Source organism: Kitasatospora sp. NPDC088391, from assembly GCF_044753345.1.
Classification (GTDB): Bacteria; Actinomycetota; Actinomycetes; order Streptomycetales; family Streptomycetaceae; genus Kitasatospora.
Map to the genome: position 1 here is coordinate 183,610 of NZ_JBIVNB010000006.1, position 16,015 is coordinate 199,624.

General features: G+C 74.5%; 11 protein-coding genes and 3 tRNA genes. 9 read left to right on the forward strand and 5 right to left on the reverse strand.

Going from position 1 to position 16,015, the window contains the following annotated elements:
• Window positions 1-69: 69 nt before the first annotated feature.
• The 3 genes from ACIQBJ_RS20070 (at window position 70) to ACIQBJ_RS20080 (ending at window position 4,697) form a co-directional block, all read left to right on the forward strand.
• Window positions 70-1,353 carry a deoxyguanosinetriphosphate triphosphohydrolase gene (locus ACIQBJ_RS20070; RefSeq protein WP_400711856.1) on the forward strand — a complete coding sequence of 428 codons (1,284 nt, stop codon included), beginning with the start codon at window positions 70-72 and terminating at the stop codon, window positions 1,351-1,353.
• Window positions 1,354-1,410: 57 nt separating this feature from the next.
• Window positions 1,411-3,330 (forward strand): DNA primase, encoded by a 1,920-nt coding sequence (dnaG, locus tag ACIQBJ_RS20075; protein ID WP_400711859.1) that lies wholly within the window; start codon window positions 1,411-1,413, stop codon window positions 3,328-3,330.
• Between the two features lie 155 nt (window positions 3,331-3,485).
• A complete protein-coding gene (locus ACIQBJ_RS20080) occupies window positions 3,486-4,697 on the forward strand; it encodes an RNA polymerase sigma factor (RefSeq protein WP_400711862.1) in 1,212 nt (403 codons plus the stop codon).
• A gap of 13 nt (window positions 4,698-4,710) precedes the next feature.
• On the opposite strand, the gene ACIQBJ_RS20085 is transcribed toward ACIQBJ_RS20080, so the two are convergent.
• The 3 genes from ACIQBJ_RS20085 to ACIQBJ_RS20095 all read right to left on the reverse strand — a co-directional run bounded on the left by ACIQBJ_RS20085 (window position 4,711) and on the right by ACIQBJ_RS20095 (window position 8,110).
• Complete coding sequence (locus tag ACIQBJ_RS20085) at window positions 4,711-6,117, reverse strand: glutamate decarboxylase (RefSeq protein WP_400711865.1); 1,407 nt, start codon at window positions 6,115-6,117, stop codon at window positions 4,711-4,713.
• Window positions 6,118-6,214: 97 nt separating this feature from the next.
• Window positions 6,215-7,651: an FGGY family carbohydrate kinase gene (locus ACIQBJ_RS20090; RefSeq protein WP_400711868.1), complete on the reverse strand. Its 1,437-nt coding sequence runs from the start codon at window positions 7,649-7,651 to the stop codon at window positions 6,215-6,217.
• Between the two features lie 165 nt (window positions 7,652-7,816).
• A complete protein-coding gene (locus ACIQBJ_RS20095; protein ID WP_400711871.1) occupies window positions 7,817-8,110 on the reverse strand; it encodes a hypothetical protein in 294 nt (97 codons plus the stop codon).
• Window positions 8,111-8,422: 312 nt separating this feature from the next.
• Here ACIQBJ_RS20095 and ACIQBJ_RS20100 point away from each other — a divergent pair.
• Together ACIQBJ_RS20100 and ACIQBJ_RS20105 are read left to right on the forward strand one after the other, a co-directional pair.
• Window positions 8,423-8,495: transfer RNA gene (locus ACIQBJ_RS20100), tRNA-Asn, on the forward strand.
• Window positions 8,496-8,500: 5 nt separating this feature from the next.
• Window positions 8,501-8,573: transfer RNA gene (locus tag ACIQBJ_RS20105), tRNA-Asn, on the forward strand.
• Between the two features lie 131 nt (window positions 8,574-8,704).
• Here the strand turns inward: ACIQBJ_RS20105 and ACIQBJ_RS20110 are convergent.
• Entirely contained in the window at window positions 8,705-9,472 is a 768-nt protein-coding gene (locus tag ACIQBJ_RS20110; RefSeq protein ID WP_400711874.1) for a trypsin-like serine peptidase, read from the reverse strand.
• Window positions 9,473-9,761: 289 nt separating this feature from the next.
• Here ACIQBJ_RS20110 and ACIQBJ_RS20115 point away from each other — a divergent pair.
• A tRNA-Ile gene (locus tag ACIQBJ_RS20115) sits at window positions 9,762-9,835 on the forward strand.
• A 269-nt stretch (window positions 9,836-10,104) separates the two neighbouring features.
• On the opposite strand, the gene ACIQBJ_RS20120 is transcribed toward ACIQBJ_RS20115, so the two are convergent.
• On the reverse strand, window positions 10,105-12,384 hold the full coding sequence (locus tag ACIQBJ_RS20120; RefSeq protein WP_400711877.1) for a M9 family metallopeptidase: 2,280 nt from the start codon (window positions 12,382-12,384) through the stop codon (window positions 10,105-10,107).
• Between the two features lie 611 nt (window positions 12,385-12,995).
• On the opposite strand from ACIQBJ_RS20120, the gene ACIQBJ_RS20125 reads away from it, so the two are divergent.
• From ACIQBJ_RS20125 to ACIQBJ_RS20135, 3 genes are all read left to right on the forward strand, one after another.
• Entirely contained in the window at window positions 12,996-13,670 is a 675-nt protein-coding gene (locus ACIQBJ_RS20125; RefSeq protein ID WP_400711880.1) for an ankyrin repeat domain-containing protein, read from the forward strand.
• A complete protein-coding gene (locus ACIQBJ_RS20130; protein ID WP_400711883.1) occupies window positions 13,667-14,833 on the forward strand; it encodes a hypothetical protein in 1,167 nt (388 codons plus the stop codon). The genes ACIQBJ_RS20125 and ACIQBJ_RS20130 overlap by 4 nt, the downstream gene beginning before the upstream one ends.
• 65 nt (window positions 14,834-14,898) lie before the next feature.
• Complete coding sequence (locus ACIQBJ_RS20135; RefSeq protein ID WP_400711886.1) at window positions 14,899-15,795, forward strand: 1-aminocyclopropane-1-carboxylate deaminase/D-cysteine desulfhydrase; 897 nt, start codon at window positions 14,899-14,901, stop codon at window positions 15,793-15,795.
• Window positions 15,796-16,015 lie beyond the last annotated feature (220 nt).

Consider the following 16,015-nt stretch of genomic DNA (forward strand, 5'->3'; position numbering starts at 1 on the left):
CCGCCCGCCACCGCCGGTTCGCGCGGCGCACGGCCGAATGTCCGTCAACGGGCGTACGGTGATCGGCATATGAAGAACACCGCTCCGTACGATCCGCAGTCCGAGGCGCGCTGGGTGCCCGAGCCCGACAAGCGGCCCGGCCGCACCGCCTTCCAACGCGACCGGGCCCGGGTGCTGCACTCGGCCGCGCTGCGCCGCCTGGCGGGGACGACGCAGGTGGTCGCCCCGATGAGCAGCGACTTCCCGCGCACCCGGCTGACGCACTCGCTGGAGTGCGCGCAGGTCGGCCGGGAGCTGGGCGCCGCCCTCGGCTGCGACCCGGATCTGGTGGAGACGGCCTGCCTGGCGCACGACATCGGCCACCCGCCGTTCGGCCACACCGGCGAGGAGGCGCTCGACCAGGCCGCCGAGGGCTGCGGCGGCTTCGAGGGCAACGCGCAGTCGCTGCGCATCCTGACCAGGCTGGAGCCCAAGCGCTTCGCCCCGCCGGACGAGCCGGAGGTCCGGCTCTCGCCGTGGCCCGGCCGCAGCGTCGGCCTGAACCTGACCCGCGCCGCGCTGGACGCCGCCACCAAGTACCCGTGGGCGCGCGGCGGCCACCCCACCGACCCGGGCTCCACCAAGTACGGCGTGTACGGGGACGACCTGCCGGTGTTCCGCTGGATGCGCGCGGGCGCGCCGGACGGCCGCAAGTGCTTCGAGGCCACGGTGATGGACTGGTCGGACGACGTGGCCTACTCCACCCACGACGTGGAGGACGGCCTGCAGGCCCGCCACATCGACCCGGCGGCGCTGCGCTCCCCGCAGGAGCGCGCCGAACTGTTCAAGACCGCCGAGCGGTTCGCCCCCGGCGCCGAGCCGGAGGAGTTCGCCGCCGCGCTGGACCGGCTGCAGGCCGAGGAGTGGTGGCCCACCGGCTACGACGGCACGGCCCGCGCCCGGGCCGGCCTGAAGGACCTCACCAGCCAGCTGATCGGCCGCTTCTGCCTGGCCGCCGAGCAGGCCACCCGGGCCCGCTACGGCCCGGGCCCGCTGACGCGCTACGCCGCCGAGCTGGTGGTGCCGCACGGCGTCCGGCTGGAGTGCGCGGTGCTCAAGGCGGTCGCCGTCCGGTACGTGATGCAGCGCGACGAGCAGGCCCAACTCCGCTCCCGCCAGCGGATCGTGATCGCCGAGCTGGCCGACGCCCTGCTGCGCGGCGCCCCGGCCGGGCTGGACGAGGTGTTCACCGCCCAGTACGCCGAGGCCGAGGACGACCGGGCCGCGCTGCGCACCGTGATCGACCGGATCGCCACCCTCACCGACGCCTCCGCGCTCGCCCTGCACGCCCGCCTGGTCGAGCGGAAGGGCTGAGCCCCGGGCCCGGGCCGCCCGGCCGGGTTGTCGGGCCCGCTCCCGTAGACTTCACCGGTGGCCGGTCGGATCAGGGACGAGGATGTGCAGGCGGTGCGTGCCGCCCTGCCGATCGACGCCGTGGTCGGCGACTACGTGCAGTTGGCGGCCGGCGGCGGCGCGCAGCTGAAGGGCGTCTGCCCGTTCCACGACGAGAAGTCCGCGTCCTTCTACGTGCACCCGGGCAAGGGCGTCTTCCACTGCTTCGGCTGCGGCGAGTCCGGCGACACGATCACCTTCCTGATGAAGATCGAGCACTGCTCGTTCGCGGAGGCGGTCGAGCGGATGGCCGCCCAGGCGGGCATCACCCTGCGCTACGAGGAGGGCGGCTACAGCCCGCGCCACCAGCAGGGCGAGCGGACCAGGCTGGTCGAGGCGCACAAGGTCGCCGCCGCCTGGTTCCAGGAGCAGCTGGCCACGCCGGAGGCCGAGATCGGCCGCCGCTTCCTGGCCGAGCGGGGCTTCGACGAGGCCGCCGCCAAGCACTTCGGGGTGGGCTACGCCCCGGCCGGCTGGGAGCACCTGGTGCGCTTCCTGCGCGGCCGCGGCTTCACCGACAAGGAGATCTCGGTCGGCGGCCTGGCCTCGCAGGGCCAGCGCGGCGGCCTGATCGACCGCTTCCGGGGCCGCCTGGTCTGGCCGATCCGGGACAGCTCGGGCGACGTGGTGGGCTTCGGCGCCCGCCGCCTGCGCGAGGACGACAACGGCCCGAAGTACCTGAACACCCCCGAGACGCCGCTCTACAAGAAGTCGAACGTGCTGTACGGCATCGACCTGGCCCGCAAGGAGATCGCCAAGTCGGGCCGGGCGGTGGTGGTCGAGGGCTACACCGACGTGATGGCCTGTCACCTGGCGGGCGTCACCACGGCGGTGGCCACCTGCGGTACCGCCTTCGGCGAGGACCACATCAAGATCATCCGCCGACTGCTGATGGACACCACCTCCACCGCGGGGTACCGCGGCGAGACGGTCTTCACCTTCGACGGCGACGCCGCCGGCCAGAAGGCCGCTCTGCGCGCCTTCGAGGACGACCAGAAGTTCGCCGCCCGCACCTCCATCGCCATCACCCCGGGCGGCATGGACCCGTGCGAACTGCGGCTGGCCCAGGGCGACGAGGCCGTCCGCACCCTGGTCGAGAACCCCGTCCCGCTGTTCGAGTTCGCCCTCCGCTCGGCGGTCGACCGGCACCGGGTGGACACCGCCGAGGGCCGCGCCGCCGCCCTGGAGGAGGCCGCCGGGATCATCGTCAAGATCAAGGACCGCTCGATCCAGCACGAGTACGCCGTCCAACTGGCCGGCATGGTCGGCATCCTGGACGAGCAGTTCGTGGTCCGCCGGATCGCCCAGCTCGCCCGCTGGCAGCGCGAGAACCAGCAGAACGGCCAGCAGCGCATGCTCCGCCGCCCGGACGCCGCCGCCCAGCAGCCCGCCCGCCCCGAGCGCCCGGCGTTCCGGCTCGACCCGCGCGACCCGGCCCAGTTCGTCGAGCGCGAACTGCTCAAACTCGCCCTCCAGCACCCGGACCTGGTCAGCCCGGCCTTCGACCAGTACGGCGAGGACGAGTTCCCCACCCCGCCGTACCGCGCCGTCCGCCGCGCCGTCGGCCAGGTCGGCGGCACCGCCTACGGCGCGACCCTGCCCGACTTCACCGCCGCCGTCCGCGAGGCCAGCCCGGACGACCAGGTGCGCGGCCTGGTCACCGAGCTGACCGTGGAGCCGATCCGCTCCCGCCGCAAGGCCGACGAGGTGTACGCGGGGGAGTTCCTGGTCAAGCTGCGCCTGCAGGCCGTCGACCGCCGGGTCGCCGAGGTCCGCGCCCACCTGCGCCGGCTCGGCGACCGCGCCACCGCCGAGGAGCTGCACCCGGTGCAGAGCGAGCTGTGGGCCCTGCAGCAGTACGGCCAGCAGTTGCGCTCCAAGGGCTCCGCTGCGCTCTGACCCGTCGTCAGGCGTCCCGCCGACCCTGGCACTTGCCGCCGTGGCGGATGCCGTTCGCGCACCTCCTGCCCGTCCGCAGGTGCCCGGGCCCGCCGGGCTGGGTATCCCCTCCGGTGTGGCGCGGCACCCCCAGGCCGCGCCCGGCCCCCGGAGGGATGCCCGTGGAGCTTTCCGTCGCCCGCCAGCACCAGACCGCCGCCCGGCCCCCGCAGGCCGCCCCCGTCCGGGACGCCGCGCTCCCACCCCGCCGCGGCCCGCTCGGCCTCGCCGCACCCACTGCGCCCACCGGAGCCGCCGGAGCCGCCGGAGCCGCCGAAGCGGTCGAGCCCGCCGAGCCCGCCGGTCCCGCCGCGTCCGCCGACCCGGTCGACCCGGTCGAGCCCGCCGCCGAGGCCGGGCCCACTCCGGAGGAACTGGCCGCGGAGGCCCCGGAGCCGGCCCTGGACGAGGGCACCGGCCCGGCCGCCGACCTGCTGCGCCAGTACCTGCGGGAGATCGGCCGGGTCCGGCTGCTGACCGCCGTCGAGGAGGTCGAGCTGGCCCGCGCCATCGAGGCCGGCCTGTTCGCCGAGGAGGCCCTGGACCGCGCCCAGGGCGGCGACCAGCGCCTCGCCGACGACCTGGACCGGCTGGTCGTCCTCGGCCGGATCGCCAAGCGCCGCCTGATCGAGGCGAACCTGCGGCTGGTGGTCTCGGTCGCCAAGCGCTACGTCGGCCGCGGCCTGACCCTGCTCGACCTGGTGCAGGAGGGCAACCTCGGCCTGATCCGGGCGGTGGAGAAGTTCGACTACGCGCGCGGCTACAAGTTCTCCACCTACGCGACCTGGTGGATACGCCAGGCGATGAGCCGCGCGCTGGCCGACCAGGCCCGCACCATCCGGGTGCCGGTGCACGTGGTCGAGCTGATCAACCGGGTGCTGCGGGTGCAGCGCGCCCTGCTGCAGGAGCGCGGCCTCGAACCGACCGCCGCCGAGGTCGCCGCGGTGCTGGAGCTGACGCCGGAGCGGGTCCGGGAGATCCGCCGGCTCGCCCAGGAGCCGGTCTCGCTGCACACCCCGGTCGGCGAGGAGGACGACGTCGCGCTGGGCGACCTGATCGAGGACGCCGACGCCGCCTCCCCGCCGGAGAGCGCCGCCTTCCTGCTGCTGCGCGAGCACCTGGACGCGGTGCTGGCCACCCTCGGCGAGCGCGAGCGCCAGGTGGTCCAGCTCCGCTACGGCCTCGACGACGGCCGCCCGCGCACCCTGGAGGAGATCGGCCACCTGTTCGGGGTGACGCGGGAGCGGATCCGCCAGATCGAGGCCAAGACCCTCGGCAAGCTCCGCGACCACGCCTTCGCCGACCAGCTCCGCGGCTACCTCGACTAGCTCCGCCGTCCGCTCAGTGGTGGAACCCGCTGCGCTGCGGCATGCCCAGCTCGCTGAGCGGCGCGGGTTGGCGCTCCAGCTCGGGCAGCAGCCGCCGCAGGTCGGCCAGCAGCAGGTCCGCGAGGTCCCGGGTGAACCCGTTGCGGCACACCACCCGGAGCACCGCCAGGTCGGTCCGCCCCTCCGGGAAGGTGTACGCGGGCACCTGCCAGCCGCGCTCGCGCAGCCGCCGCGACACGTCGAACACGTCGAACGGGCAGTCCTCGACGGTGGTGACGGCGAACACCGGCAGCTGGTCGCCGCGGGTGATCAGCCGGAACCGGCCGAGCTTCTCCAACTCCGCGGCCAGGTACGTCGAGACGTCCCGGCAGGCCTGCTGGACGGCCCGGTAGCCGGCGTGCCCGAGCCGCAGGAAGGAGTAGTACTGGGCGACCACCTCGGCGCCCGGCCGGGAGAAGTTCAGCGCGAAGGTCGGCATCTCGCCGCCCAGGTAGTTGACCTTGAACACCAGCTCCTCGGGCAGCGCCTCGGCGTCCCGCCACAGCGCCCAGCCCACGCCCGGGTAGACCAGTCCGTACTTGTGCCCGCTGGTGTTGATCGACGCCACCCGGGGCAGCCGGAAGTCCCAGACCAGCTCCGGGTCCAGGAACGGCGCGACCATCCCGCCGGACGCCCCGTCCACGTGCACGGGCACGTCCAGGCCGGTGCGCGCCTGCAGGTCGTCCAGCGCGGCGCAGATCCCGGCGATCGGCTCGTACGAGCCGTCGAAGGTGGAGCCGAGGATGCCGACCACGCCGATGGTGTTCTCGTCGCAGTGCGCCACCGCCTCCTCGGCGCTCAGGTGGAAGCGGTCGCCCGCCATCGGCACCAGCCGCGCCTCGACCTCCCAGAAGTTGCAGAACTTCTCCCAGCAGACCTGCACGTTGACGCCCATCACCAGGTTCGGCCGGGCCCCGGCCGCGTACCGGTCGGCGTTGCGCCGCATCCAGCGCCGCTTCAGCGCCATCCCGGCGAGCATGCACGCCTCGCTGGAGCCGGTGGTCGAGCAGCCCACCGCGGCGGCCGGGTCGGGGGCGTGCCACAGGTCGGCCAGGATCGCCACGCAGCGCCGCTCCAGCTCGGCGGTCTGCGGGTACTCGTCCTTGTCGATCATGTTCTTGTCGCGGCACTCGGACATCAGCCGGTCCGCGTGCTCGTCCATCTGCGTGGTGACGAAGGTCGCCAGGTTGAGCTTGGCGTTCCCGTCGAGCATCAGCTCGTCGTGGATCAGCTGGTACGCCACCGGCGGCGGGACCGGCACTTGGGGGAGCCGGTGCAGCGGCGGCGCGAGCTGCATCGCCCCGATCGGGTCGGTCAGCACGTGCAGCGGGCTGAACGGCAGCCGGCGCTCCTCCGAACCCTGTCCCCTGTGCAACGCCATGGCGAACCGTCCCTCCACTCGTGGAGCTCCCACGGTGCCACCGGGCCCGGCCTGACGCACTTTCAGGGACCGGTTCCGGCCGGTGCCCGACGGGCCGTCAGGAGGCGGCGGTCTCCGGGTGGTGCTGCTCGCGCATCGCCGCGAACTGCTGGCGCACCGCCGTGCCGACCGCCAGGTCGTGCTCCTGGTCGGGGGCGAGCAGCGTCAGGTCCGGCAGCTCCCAGCGCGGCGGCCCGGCCGTCCCGGCCAGCGCCCAGGCGGCCTGCCGGGCCGCGCCGCGCGCCGCGTGGTCGCCCGGCGGCGGCACCACCACGGGCCGCGCGAACACCTGCGGCGCGATCTGCTGCACGGCGGGCAGCCGCCCGGCCGCGCCCAGCAGGACCACCCGGTCCACCGCGACCCCGTGCCCGCGCAGCACGTCCACCGCCTCGGCCAGGTTGCACAGCATGCCCTCGACGGCCGCCCGCGCCACGTGCTGCGGTGCCATCGACTCGGCCCGCAGCCCGGTCAGGGTGCCCGCGGCCTGCGGCAGCTTCGGCGTCCGCTCGCCGTCCAGGTACGGCAGGAAGACCATCCCGTACGCGCCCGGCGAGGACTGCAGCGCCAGCTCCGACAGGCCCGCCAGGTCGGTGCCCAGCATCGCGGCGGTGGAGCGCAGCACCTGCGCGGCGTTCAGCGTCGCCACCATCGGCAGGTGCTGGCCGGTGGCGTCCGCGAACGAGGAGACCAGCCCGGACGGGTCGACCACCGCCCGGTCGTGCACCGCGAAGATCGTGCCGTTGCCGCCGAGCGAGACCACCGCGTCGCCGATCTCCAGGCCCAGGCCCAGCGAGGCGGCCATGTTCTCGCCGGTGCCGGCCGAGATCAGCAGCCCCTCGGGGGTGTGCCCGGCGGGCTCGGCGGGGCCCAGCACGTCCGGGACCTTCAGCTCGTGGCCGAGCGCCAGCTTGACCAGGTCCTGCCGGTACTCGCCGGTGACCGGCGACCAGTAGCCGGTGCCGGAGGCGTCGCCGCGGTCCGTGGTCCGCCGCTTCGGCCCGCCCAGCAGCTGCGACACCAGCCAGTCGTGCGGCAGCAGCACCTCGGCGATCCGCTGCGCCGACACCGGCTCGAACTCGGCCAGCCAGCGCAGCTTCGCGATCGTGTACGTGGGGCCCGGCACCGCGCCGATCGCCTCGGCCCAGGGCTGCGGCCCGCCCAGCGCGTCCAGCAGCGCGGCCGCCGCGCCCGCCGAGCGGGGGTCGTTCCACAGCAGCGCGGGCCGCACCAGCACGCCGCCGGCGTCCAGGCCGATCAGTCCGTGCTGCTGGGCGGAGACGCCGATCGCCCGGACGCCCTCCAGCAGGCCCCCGGCGGCGGCGTCGCCGAGCGAGTGCAGCCAGCTCTGCGGGTCCACCTCCGTGCTCCGGGCGTCCTCGCCCTCGGGGAGCGGGTGCGGGGCCCGGCCCTGTCGGAGCACGGCGCCGGTGTCGGCGTCGCACGCGACGATCCGGGTGCGAGTGGTGGAGCTGTCGATGCCCGCGACGATGGCCATGCCGAGATCATGCCGCAGTCGGCGGCCGGGGCGGGGCCGACTGCCGCAAGTGTTGCCCAGTCGGTACCGGAACCACCCCGTCCGACCACCGTCCGCCCCGGCCCGGGAACGCCCGGCCCGGGGACGCCCGGCGGTGGGGGGACGCCGGGCGGTGCGGGGGCGGTCTCAGGGGCGGACGGTGCCCCAGCCGTCGTCCTCGCCGTGCTGCCGGGCGAAGTACGGGACGCGCTCGGTCAGCGCGTTCGGCAGCTTCTCGCCGACCTTGTCGGCGACCGCCCCGGCGGCCTTGCCGGCCACCGCGCCCGCCTGCTGCCTGGCCTTCTCGGCCGCGTCCTGCACCCGCGGGTTCTCCCGCACCTGCCGGGCCGCGCCGGCCAACTGCTCGTAGCGTTCGCGCCCGGCCCGGGTACCGAGGACGTACCCGATCCCGAGGCCCACGATCAACGACACCTTCCACATGCCCTGGTTCCACCCTTCGTCACCGCGCGATTGTGTGCCGCGTCTACCCGCCCGGCCGGTCCGTGAACCGCCCGGCCGGTGGCGGGTCCGGGCCAGCCGGAGCCGCCGTGCACCAGCATCCCCGTCCGCACCGGGGGACGCGCGCGGGGCGCGCCGTACCGGCCCGCGACCGCGGCGGGGCCGCGGTGGGGGAGGGCGGCGGGGAAAGCGATTGGCGGAACACCCCCCTGAGTGCGCTAATGTATGTCCCGCAGCGAGCACCGTGGGCCCCGGAGCGATCCGGAGACCGGGGTGGGCGAGGCGGAAGCACGATCCTCCATAGCTCAATTGGCAGAGCAGCCGACTGTTAATCGGCAGGTTATTGGTTCGAGTCCAATTGGAGGAGCGCGATCCCCCATAGCTCAATTGGCAGAGCAGCCGACTGTTAATCGGCAGGTTATTGGTTCGAGTCCAATTGGGGGAGCTTCACCGGAAGTCTCGGTGATCGGTACAGAGCGAGGGCCCTTCGGCGAGACCGAGGGGCCCTCGTGTTTTCCCCGGGGGTTCCCGCCGGGCGCGCGGCCCGGTGGTCCTGCGGCCCGGCCGCTCAGCCGCTCAGCCGCCGTCGGCCTGCCGGTAGAGCTCGGCGGTCCGCTCGTCGAAGACCGGGCTGTACGAGGTGTCGGCGGTGTCGCCGCCCTCCTGGTAGCCCCCTATGACGCCGACCACCCGGCCGTCGCCGGTGACCCAGGGGCTGCCGCTGGTGCCGTCGGGGAACCCGGCGCAGTCGAAGCGCCGCCCGTTCTCCCCGGCCGTGACGGCCCGGGTCCGGCAGGTGACCGGCGCGGTGCCGGCGTTGGGGTAGCCGGTGACGGTGACCTCGGCGTCGCCGCCGTCGGTGCTGAACCGCTCGGCGCCCAGCACGTCCTCGATCCGCCGCCCGTCGAGCCGGTCGACGGTCAGGAAGGCGACGTCGTAGCGCTCGTCGTCCTCGCCGGTGCCCCAGTGCGGGTCGACCTTCACCCCGGTGACGGGCCAACTCCCGTACGGGGCGCGGCCGTCGCGGTAGCCGGGGGCGAACACCAGGCCGCTCACGGGGACGCCCCGCGGGGCGACGCAGTGGGCGGCGGTGATCAGCAGGCTGCCGCTGCCGCCGTGCACCACGGAGGCGGTGCAGAACCGGGCGCCGTCGAGGCCGTCGAGGAACAGTTGGCCGACCCGGTCGGCGGCCCGGTCGGGCGCGGCGGGGCTCGACGTCACGGTGGGCCGGTCGGTCGGGGCGGGCGCGGTGGAGCCGCAGCCCGTGGCGGCGGCCAGCAGCAGGGCCGTCGCGCCGGCCGTGCGGAGCGGGCGCGGGCCGGGGCCTGGGGTGCTGCGGGGCACGGTCGCTCGCTTCCGCCGGATCGGTCCGGTCCGCCCGGGGCCGGGCGGCGGTCGCAGCAAGATCTACCAGGCCCCGGCGCGGCCGGGCAACCGTCTGCGGGGGCCGGGCCCTGCGGGGGCGCGCCGCCGGGCCGGTCGCCAACACGCCGACGGGAGCGGGGCCGTGCGTACCCGGATGCGCCCCCGGCGCGCACCACCGGTGATCGACCGGCTATGCTGCCGGGGGCGGCCCTGAGGGGCCGTCTGCTGCTGCCAGGGACCGGCCCGCCGGCCCGGCAGGTCGAGTCGGGGGGCGGTAGCTCAGCCGGTTAGAGCAGGGGACTCATAATCCCTTGGTCGTGGGTTCGAGTCCCACCCGCCCTACCTCGGCCGCTGACGGGACGTCAGCACACCCGCGACCCCTGTTCCGGCACGAAGCCCGGGGCGTCGCGCGAGGACACCGCGGGGAACCGCTCAGCCGGTGAACCGCTCGGGGCGCCACGCAAACTGTAGAGCACCGGGCCGCCGTCCGGCCTCCCGCCGCGCCCCGATTCACCCGCCCGTGGACGGGAACGGACCTGTTCGGCACAGCGGCCGGGGCCCGCGCGTCCTCGGACGTGCGGGCCCCGGCCGGTGCGGGAGTTGACGGTCGGTCAGTACTGGGTGGTGACGGTGACCCCGGAGAAGCCCTGCTGGGCGTAGAGGCTGAAGTACACCCAGCCCGCGGGCGGGTCGGTGATGGTCAGGGTCTCGCCGTTGCCGTTGTTGACGGACTTGGCGGCGTAGGAGCCGGTGGTGGCCCAGTTGGCCGGGTTCCAGTACAGGTCGGCGTTGCCGGTGCCGCCGGAGGTGGTGATGGTCAGCTGCTTCACGCCGGCCGGCAGGTTGAGGAAGCCGTAGCTGTAGTTGCCGGTGGTGGCGGCGACGTTGTCGCGGCGGCAGTCCCGGTCGTACCAGCGGGCGTCCTGGTTGGCGCAGAGCGGGACGGCGGGTGCCAGGGTGCCGCAGTCGCCGGCGCCGCAGGCGGTCAGGTAGCGGGCGAAGTCGGTGTCGTAGGAGGTGCCGATCGAGGTGATGGCGGCGCGGGCGCCCGCGAAGTCGCCGGAGCGGGTCTTCGTCAGGTAGGCGGCGACGTCCTGCGGGTGCGACTGGAGCATGTAGCGGACGGCCAGGTAGCCCCAGTTGTAGGTCCGGGTCTGGTCGGTGTTGTCGTAGGTGGTGTCGAACAGGGTGCTGAGCTTGTAGGTGCCCTTGGCGGCCTGCGCGATCGCGTCGTCGTAGCGCACGTCCCGGTAGGTGTAGGACATGTACTCGGCGAAGCCCTCGATCCACCAGATGTTCGGGAAGGTCTGTCCGGCGTCGAAGTCGCCGTAGAAGTCGAACCGGCCGTCGAGGTAGTGCGCGTACTCGTGGTTGAGGTTCCAGATCTGGAAGGACGGGCGCAGCCACTCCGCCTCGTGGGCGATGAAGCGGGCCTGGTTGCCGGCCTCGTTCGGCTTGCCCTCCAGGTACATGCCGCCGTTGTCGACCTCGATGTCGTACATCGACCAGGCGTACAGGCGGTAGTCGTAGGAGGAGTCGTAGACGACGACCTCGAGCTGGGTGTTGACGTCGCCCGGGACGGGGCCGTTGTCCTTGACCACCCGGTGGAACAGGGCGTCCTCGTTGGCCAGGCTGGCGCAGGTGCTGTCCAGCTCGGTCGCGGACAGGGCCTGGGCGCGGATGCGCAGGGTCGGGCTGCAGACCCGGTCGACGGTCAGGACCAGCGGGGCGAGCCGGGTCGGCAGGTCGCACAGCCCGTAGTAGGAGCAGTGCCCGGCGTCCTTCTTCTCGGTGAACCAGGCGAGGTTCATGGTCAGCGGGCCGGTGGCGCCGACCAGCGGGTAGGCGTTGACCAGGTCCTTGACCAGCGGGCGGGCCTGGGCCTGCAGGACCGGCTGCTCCAGGAAGGAGCCGAGGTCGATGCCCAGGTTGGTGGCCAGGTCGCCGCCGTTGATCATCCAGCCGTTGCGCTTGACGAACGAGGAGATCGAGGCCGCCACGGACGGGTCGGCGGCCAGCGCGGCGTTGAAGGAGTCGGTGCCGAGGCCGTTCTCCAGCACCAGCTTGGTGTTGGAGACGGCGTTCCACATGCCGCCGGACCAGGAGCCGGTGTAGCGGTCCAGCAGGTCCTTGACCACGCCGGTGTAGCGGGCGTTCTCCTGGGCGGAGTCGATCAGGATGACGGCCTCGGAGAGGATCTGGCCGTTCGCCTCGGTGACGTCCTTGGCGTGCGGGGCGGCGTAGAACGCGTCCAGCGCGCCGCGGATCGAGGTCTGCAGGGCGGTGCCGTACGCGCCGACGGTGTCCGGCTGGTTCCACTGGACGTAGTAGCCGGCCCGCAGGAAGGTCACCAGTTGGGCGGCGGACGCCGAGTTGGTGCCGTCGTAGCCGGTGGCGGCGGTGCGCAGGGCGTCGGCCACGGCGACCATCTGCGGCTCGCGGAAGGTGTTCTTCGCGTCGGCGCCGGTGATGTTGTAGAGCTTGCCCACGCAGTCGAGGGAGGCGGAGGTGACCGCCTGGACCAGCGCGCTGCCGCTGCGGGAGCCGAAGACGGCGGTGTCGCAGCCGTTCGCGTCGGCGGCGAGCGAACCGAACTTCTTGCTCGTCCTGGGGGCGGTGGCAGTGCCCTGCTGCGGCGCGGTCCGGGTGCCGGTCACGGTCTCGCCCGGGGTGCGGCGGCCGTCCTTCGGCTCGTCCGGCGACTTCGGGACGGGGTGGGTGGACGGGGCGCCGGCGTCCTGGGCGGCGGTGTCCTTGCTGGGCGCGGCGGGGGCGGCGGTGGCGGCGTGGGCGCTGCCCTGGGGGGCGAACAGTCCGATGGTGAGGACGAGCGCGAACGCCAGGGCGAGCAGGCGGCCCAACTGGGCCGTGGCTGTCTTGATGTGACGCACGGTGGGGGCTCCGAGCGGTTGTGGTCGGGCTGCGGGGGCACCGGCCATCTGATGTGTGACATGTAAAATGGCACAGTGAAAGGCGGGGTGGGAAGGGCCGAGATCAGATGGTGATCCGACTTCCCCGCGCCCCGCCGTTTCCGGGCCCTTCGCTCCGCCGTCACCGGCCCGTCCACCGCCTCGCCGGACCGGGGCTCGCACGGCGGTCGGGCCGTGGCCCGGCGGTGGTCGCGCGGCGGTCGGGTGCTGGTCGGACGGGTGCCGGGCGCCAGCTGGGCGGTGCTGGTGGAATGCCTGCTGAGCTGCGGAAATGTGGCGGTTGCGGGTTGCGCATCCACCGATCGGACGATGGCGGTGTCCACCGGAACGCTCGCCGGATGTGGCCGGTTCGACGACGAATCGATGCCGGGGGCGGGGCAAATATGGGAGTGCGGCGCCGATCCGTCGGCTTCCCGCCCGGCCCCCGTCCGGCATCCCGCCCATAGACCCGACATCCCCGCCCGACAATCCCGCCCGGTGGTCCCCGTCCGGCCCCCACCGCAGCCCCGCATCCGTTGAGGCATTCCGTGCTGTACCTGCCGTCCCTGCCGTCCCTCAGGAGGAGGACCGTGATGACCGAGAACGACCAGCGCCTGCTCGCGGCCGCGCACGGCGGCGACCTCGCCGCCGCAAGGGCCGCCCTGGCGGACGGCGCCCGGCCGGAGGCCCGGGACCAGCAGGGGCGGACACCGCTGCTGCTCGCCGTCCTCGCGGACGCGGTGCCCGTCGCCGAACTCCTGGTCGCCGCCGGCGCCGATCCGGACGCCCAGGACGACCGGCAGGACAGCGCCTGGCTGGCCACCGGCGTCACCGGCAGCGTCCCGATGCTGCGCGCCCTGCTGCCCTCCCGGCCGGACGTCGGGCTGACCAACCGCTTCGGCGGGGTCAGCCTGATACCCGCCGCCGAACGCGGCCACGTCGCCTACGTGCGCGCCGTCCTGGCGGAGACCGACATCGACGTCGACCACGTCAACCGGCTGGGCTGGACGGCCCTGCTGGAGGCCGTGATCCTCGGCGACGGCGGCCGCGCGCACACCGAGGTGGTCCGCCTGCTGCTCGCCGCCGGCGCGACGCCCGACCTCCCCGACGCCGACGGGGTGACGCCCCTGCGGCACGCCGAGCGCCGCGGCTTCGACGCCCTCGCCGAACTGCTGCGGCCCGCACCCGAATCCGCACCCGAACCCGCACCCGCACCCGAACCCGCTCCTGCCCCTGCCCCTGTTCCCGAAGGCGGAGGTTCCCGATGACGAACCGTCACCGACGTCCCCTGCCGGTGCTGTTGGCGGTCGCCGCTCCGGTGCTCGCCGTCCTGCTCGCCGCCTGCGCCGGTCCTGCGGACGGCGGCACCGGGGGCGGTGGCCGGGCCCGGTCGGTCGCGGTCGCGCCGCCGACCCCCGCGCCGACCCCGTCGCCGGCCACCGGCCCGGCGGCCTCCCCGACCGCGGCCGGGACGCTCCTGGTCGCCGACTTCGGGGCCGACACCGTCACCTTCGTCGACCCGCAGCGCGGCGCGACCGGCTCGGTCCGGGTCGGCACGGCGCCGTACGCGGTGGTGGCCGGGGCCGACGGCCGGTCCTGGGTCAGCACCGCCGAGGGCGTCGCCGAGGTCGACACCCGTGCGCGCACACTGACCCGGCTGATCCCGCTCCGGACGGCCACCGGCCCCGCCGGGACGGGCGAGTACCGCGGCGGCGGCATGGGCCTGGCGCTCTCCCCGGACGGCGGACGGCTGTACGTCGGCGTCAACGTGCCGGGGAAGAACGGGGCGCTGGAGGTGGTCGACACCGCCTCCGGCCAGGTCACCGGGGCGGCCCCGGTCGGGCGGCGGCCGTTCGACGTCGACGTCTCCCCGGACGGACGGGAGGTCTACGCGACCGGCCACGACTCCTTCGACGTGACGGTGGTGGCCGCCGACACCCTGGCCACCCGCCGGATCGAGGTCGCCCCGTACGGCACCGAGGGCGGGCTCGGCTCCTGGCTTAAACCGCACTACGCGGCGGTCCGGCCGGGCGACGGCAGACTGCTGCTGCCCTTCGAGGGCGAGCGGCTCGCGGTGGTCGACCCGCGCACCGGGCAGGTCTCCGTCGAACCGATGACGGCCAACACCCACCAGCACGGCACCACCCTCACCCCCGACGGCCGCCTGCTGGTGGTCGGCTCCGGCCCGATCACCGGGGACGACCGGGGCCCGAGCCTGACGGTCCGCCAACCCGACGGCAGCGAACGGGTCCACCCGCTCGGCACCCCGCACGAGGACGTGGCGATATCGGCCGACGGCCGGACGGCCTACGTCACTGGCGGCTTCACCCGCGACGGCTCCTGGGACGGCATCACCCTGGTCGACCTCGACAGCGGCGCCACCCACCGCCTGGCGGCCGGCCACCGCCCCCTGGGGATAGCCGTGCTCTGACGACACCGAGCCCCGCAGCCTGCTCGCCGCGCGGGGGGTTCGAAGCCAGGCCCTAGGGTGGGCGGATGCTCCTGCCCGCCGCACTGCCCACCCCCCTGCTGGTGATCGACGATCCGGAGCTCGCCGCGGCGGGGGTCGAACTCCGGCTGAAGCGCGACGACCTGGCGCACCCGACCGTGCCGGGCAACAAGTGGCGCAAGCTGGCGCCGAACCTGGAGCACGCGGTCGCGGCCGGGTACCGGGGCCTGCTGACGTACGGCGGGGCGTACTCGACGCACGTCCGGGCGGTGGCGGCCGCGGCGAAGGCGCTCGGGCTGGCGAGCACCGGAGTGATCCGCGGCGCGGAGCTGGCGGACGCGCCGCGGAACTGGTCGCTGGCCCGGGCCGAGCGGGACGGGATGGTGCTGGAGTTCGTCGAGCGCTCCACCTACCGGGAGGTCGCGGACGGTCGGCGGGAGCGGCGGCCCGGCTACTGCGTCCTGCCGGAGGGCGGGTCGAACGCGCTCGCGGTGCACGGGGCGGCGGTGGTCAGCGCGGAGCTGGCGGCCCAACTCCCGGGCGGGGCGGGCGAACGGGACGTGGTGTGCTGCCCCGTCGGCACCGGCGGCACGCTCGCCGGGATCGCGGCCGGGCTGCCGCCCGGCGCCCGGGCGCTCGGGGTGGCGGTCCTGCGCGGCGAGGGCTACCTGGAGCGCGAGGTGACGGCACTCCACCGATCTGCCTGCGGAAGGGAGTTCGACAACTGGGAGCTGACCCACGACTGGCACGGCGGCGGCTACGGCCGGGTGCCCGCCGAGCTGGAACGATTCGCCGCACGGTTCGAGGCGGCGCACGGAGTGCCGATCGAGCGCCGGTACGTGGCGAAGACGCTGCAGGCCGTCCACGGGCTGGTCCGGGCGGGCGACTTGGCGGACTGCCGGGTCACGGTGGTCGTGACGGGCATCCCCGACCCGGTGGCCTGAGCCGCTGCCGCCTGCCGCCCGTTCGCTGCCGTTCGCTGCCGTTCGCTGCCTGTCGTCCGGTACCGCCCCATCCCGGCCCATCCCGGGCCGTCCACAGCCGCCCACCCGCCGCCGACTGCCGGGCTCCGGCCCCGCCCGCCGTTTGTTTTTCGCTGCCGGCTGCCTGTTCTCGGCTGCCGGCCGCCCGGTGACCCGTCCCCGGCAGCCCGGTTCGCCGACT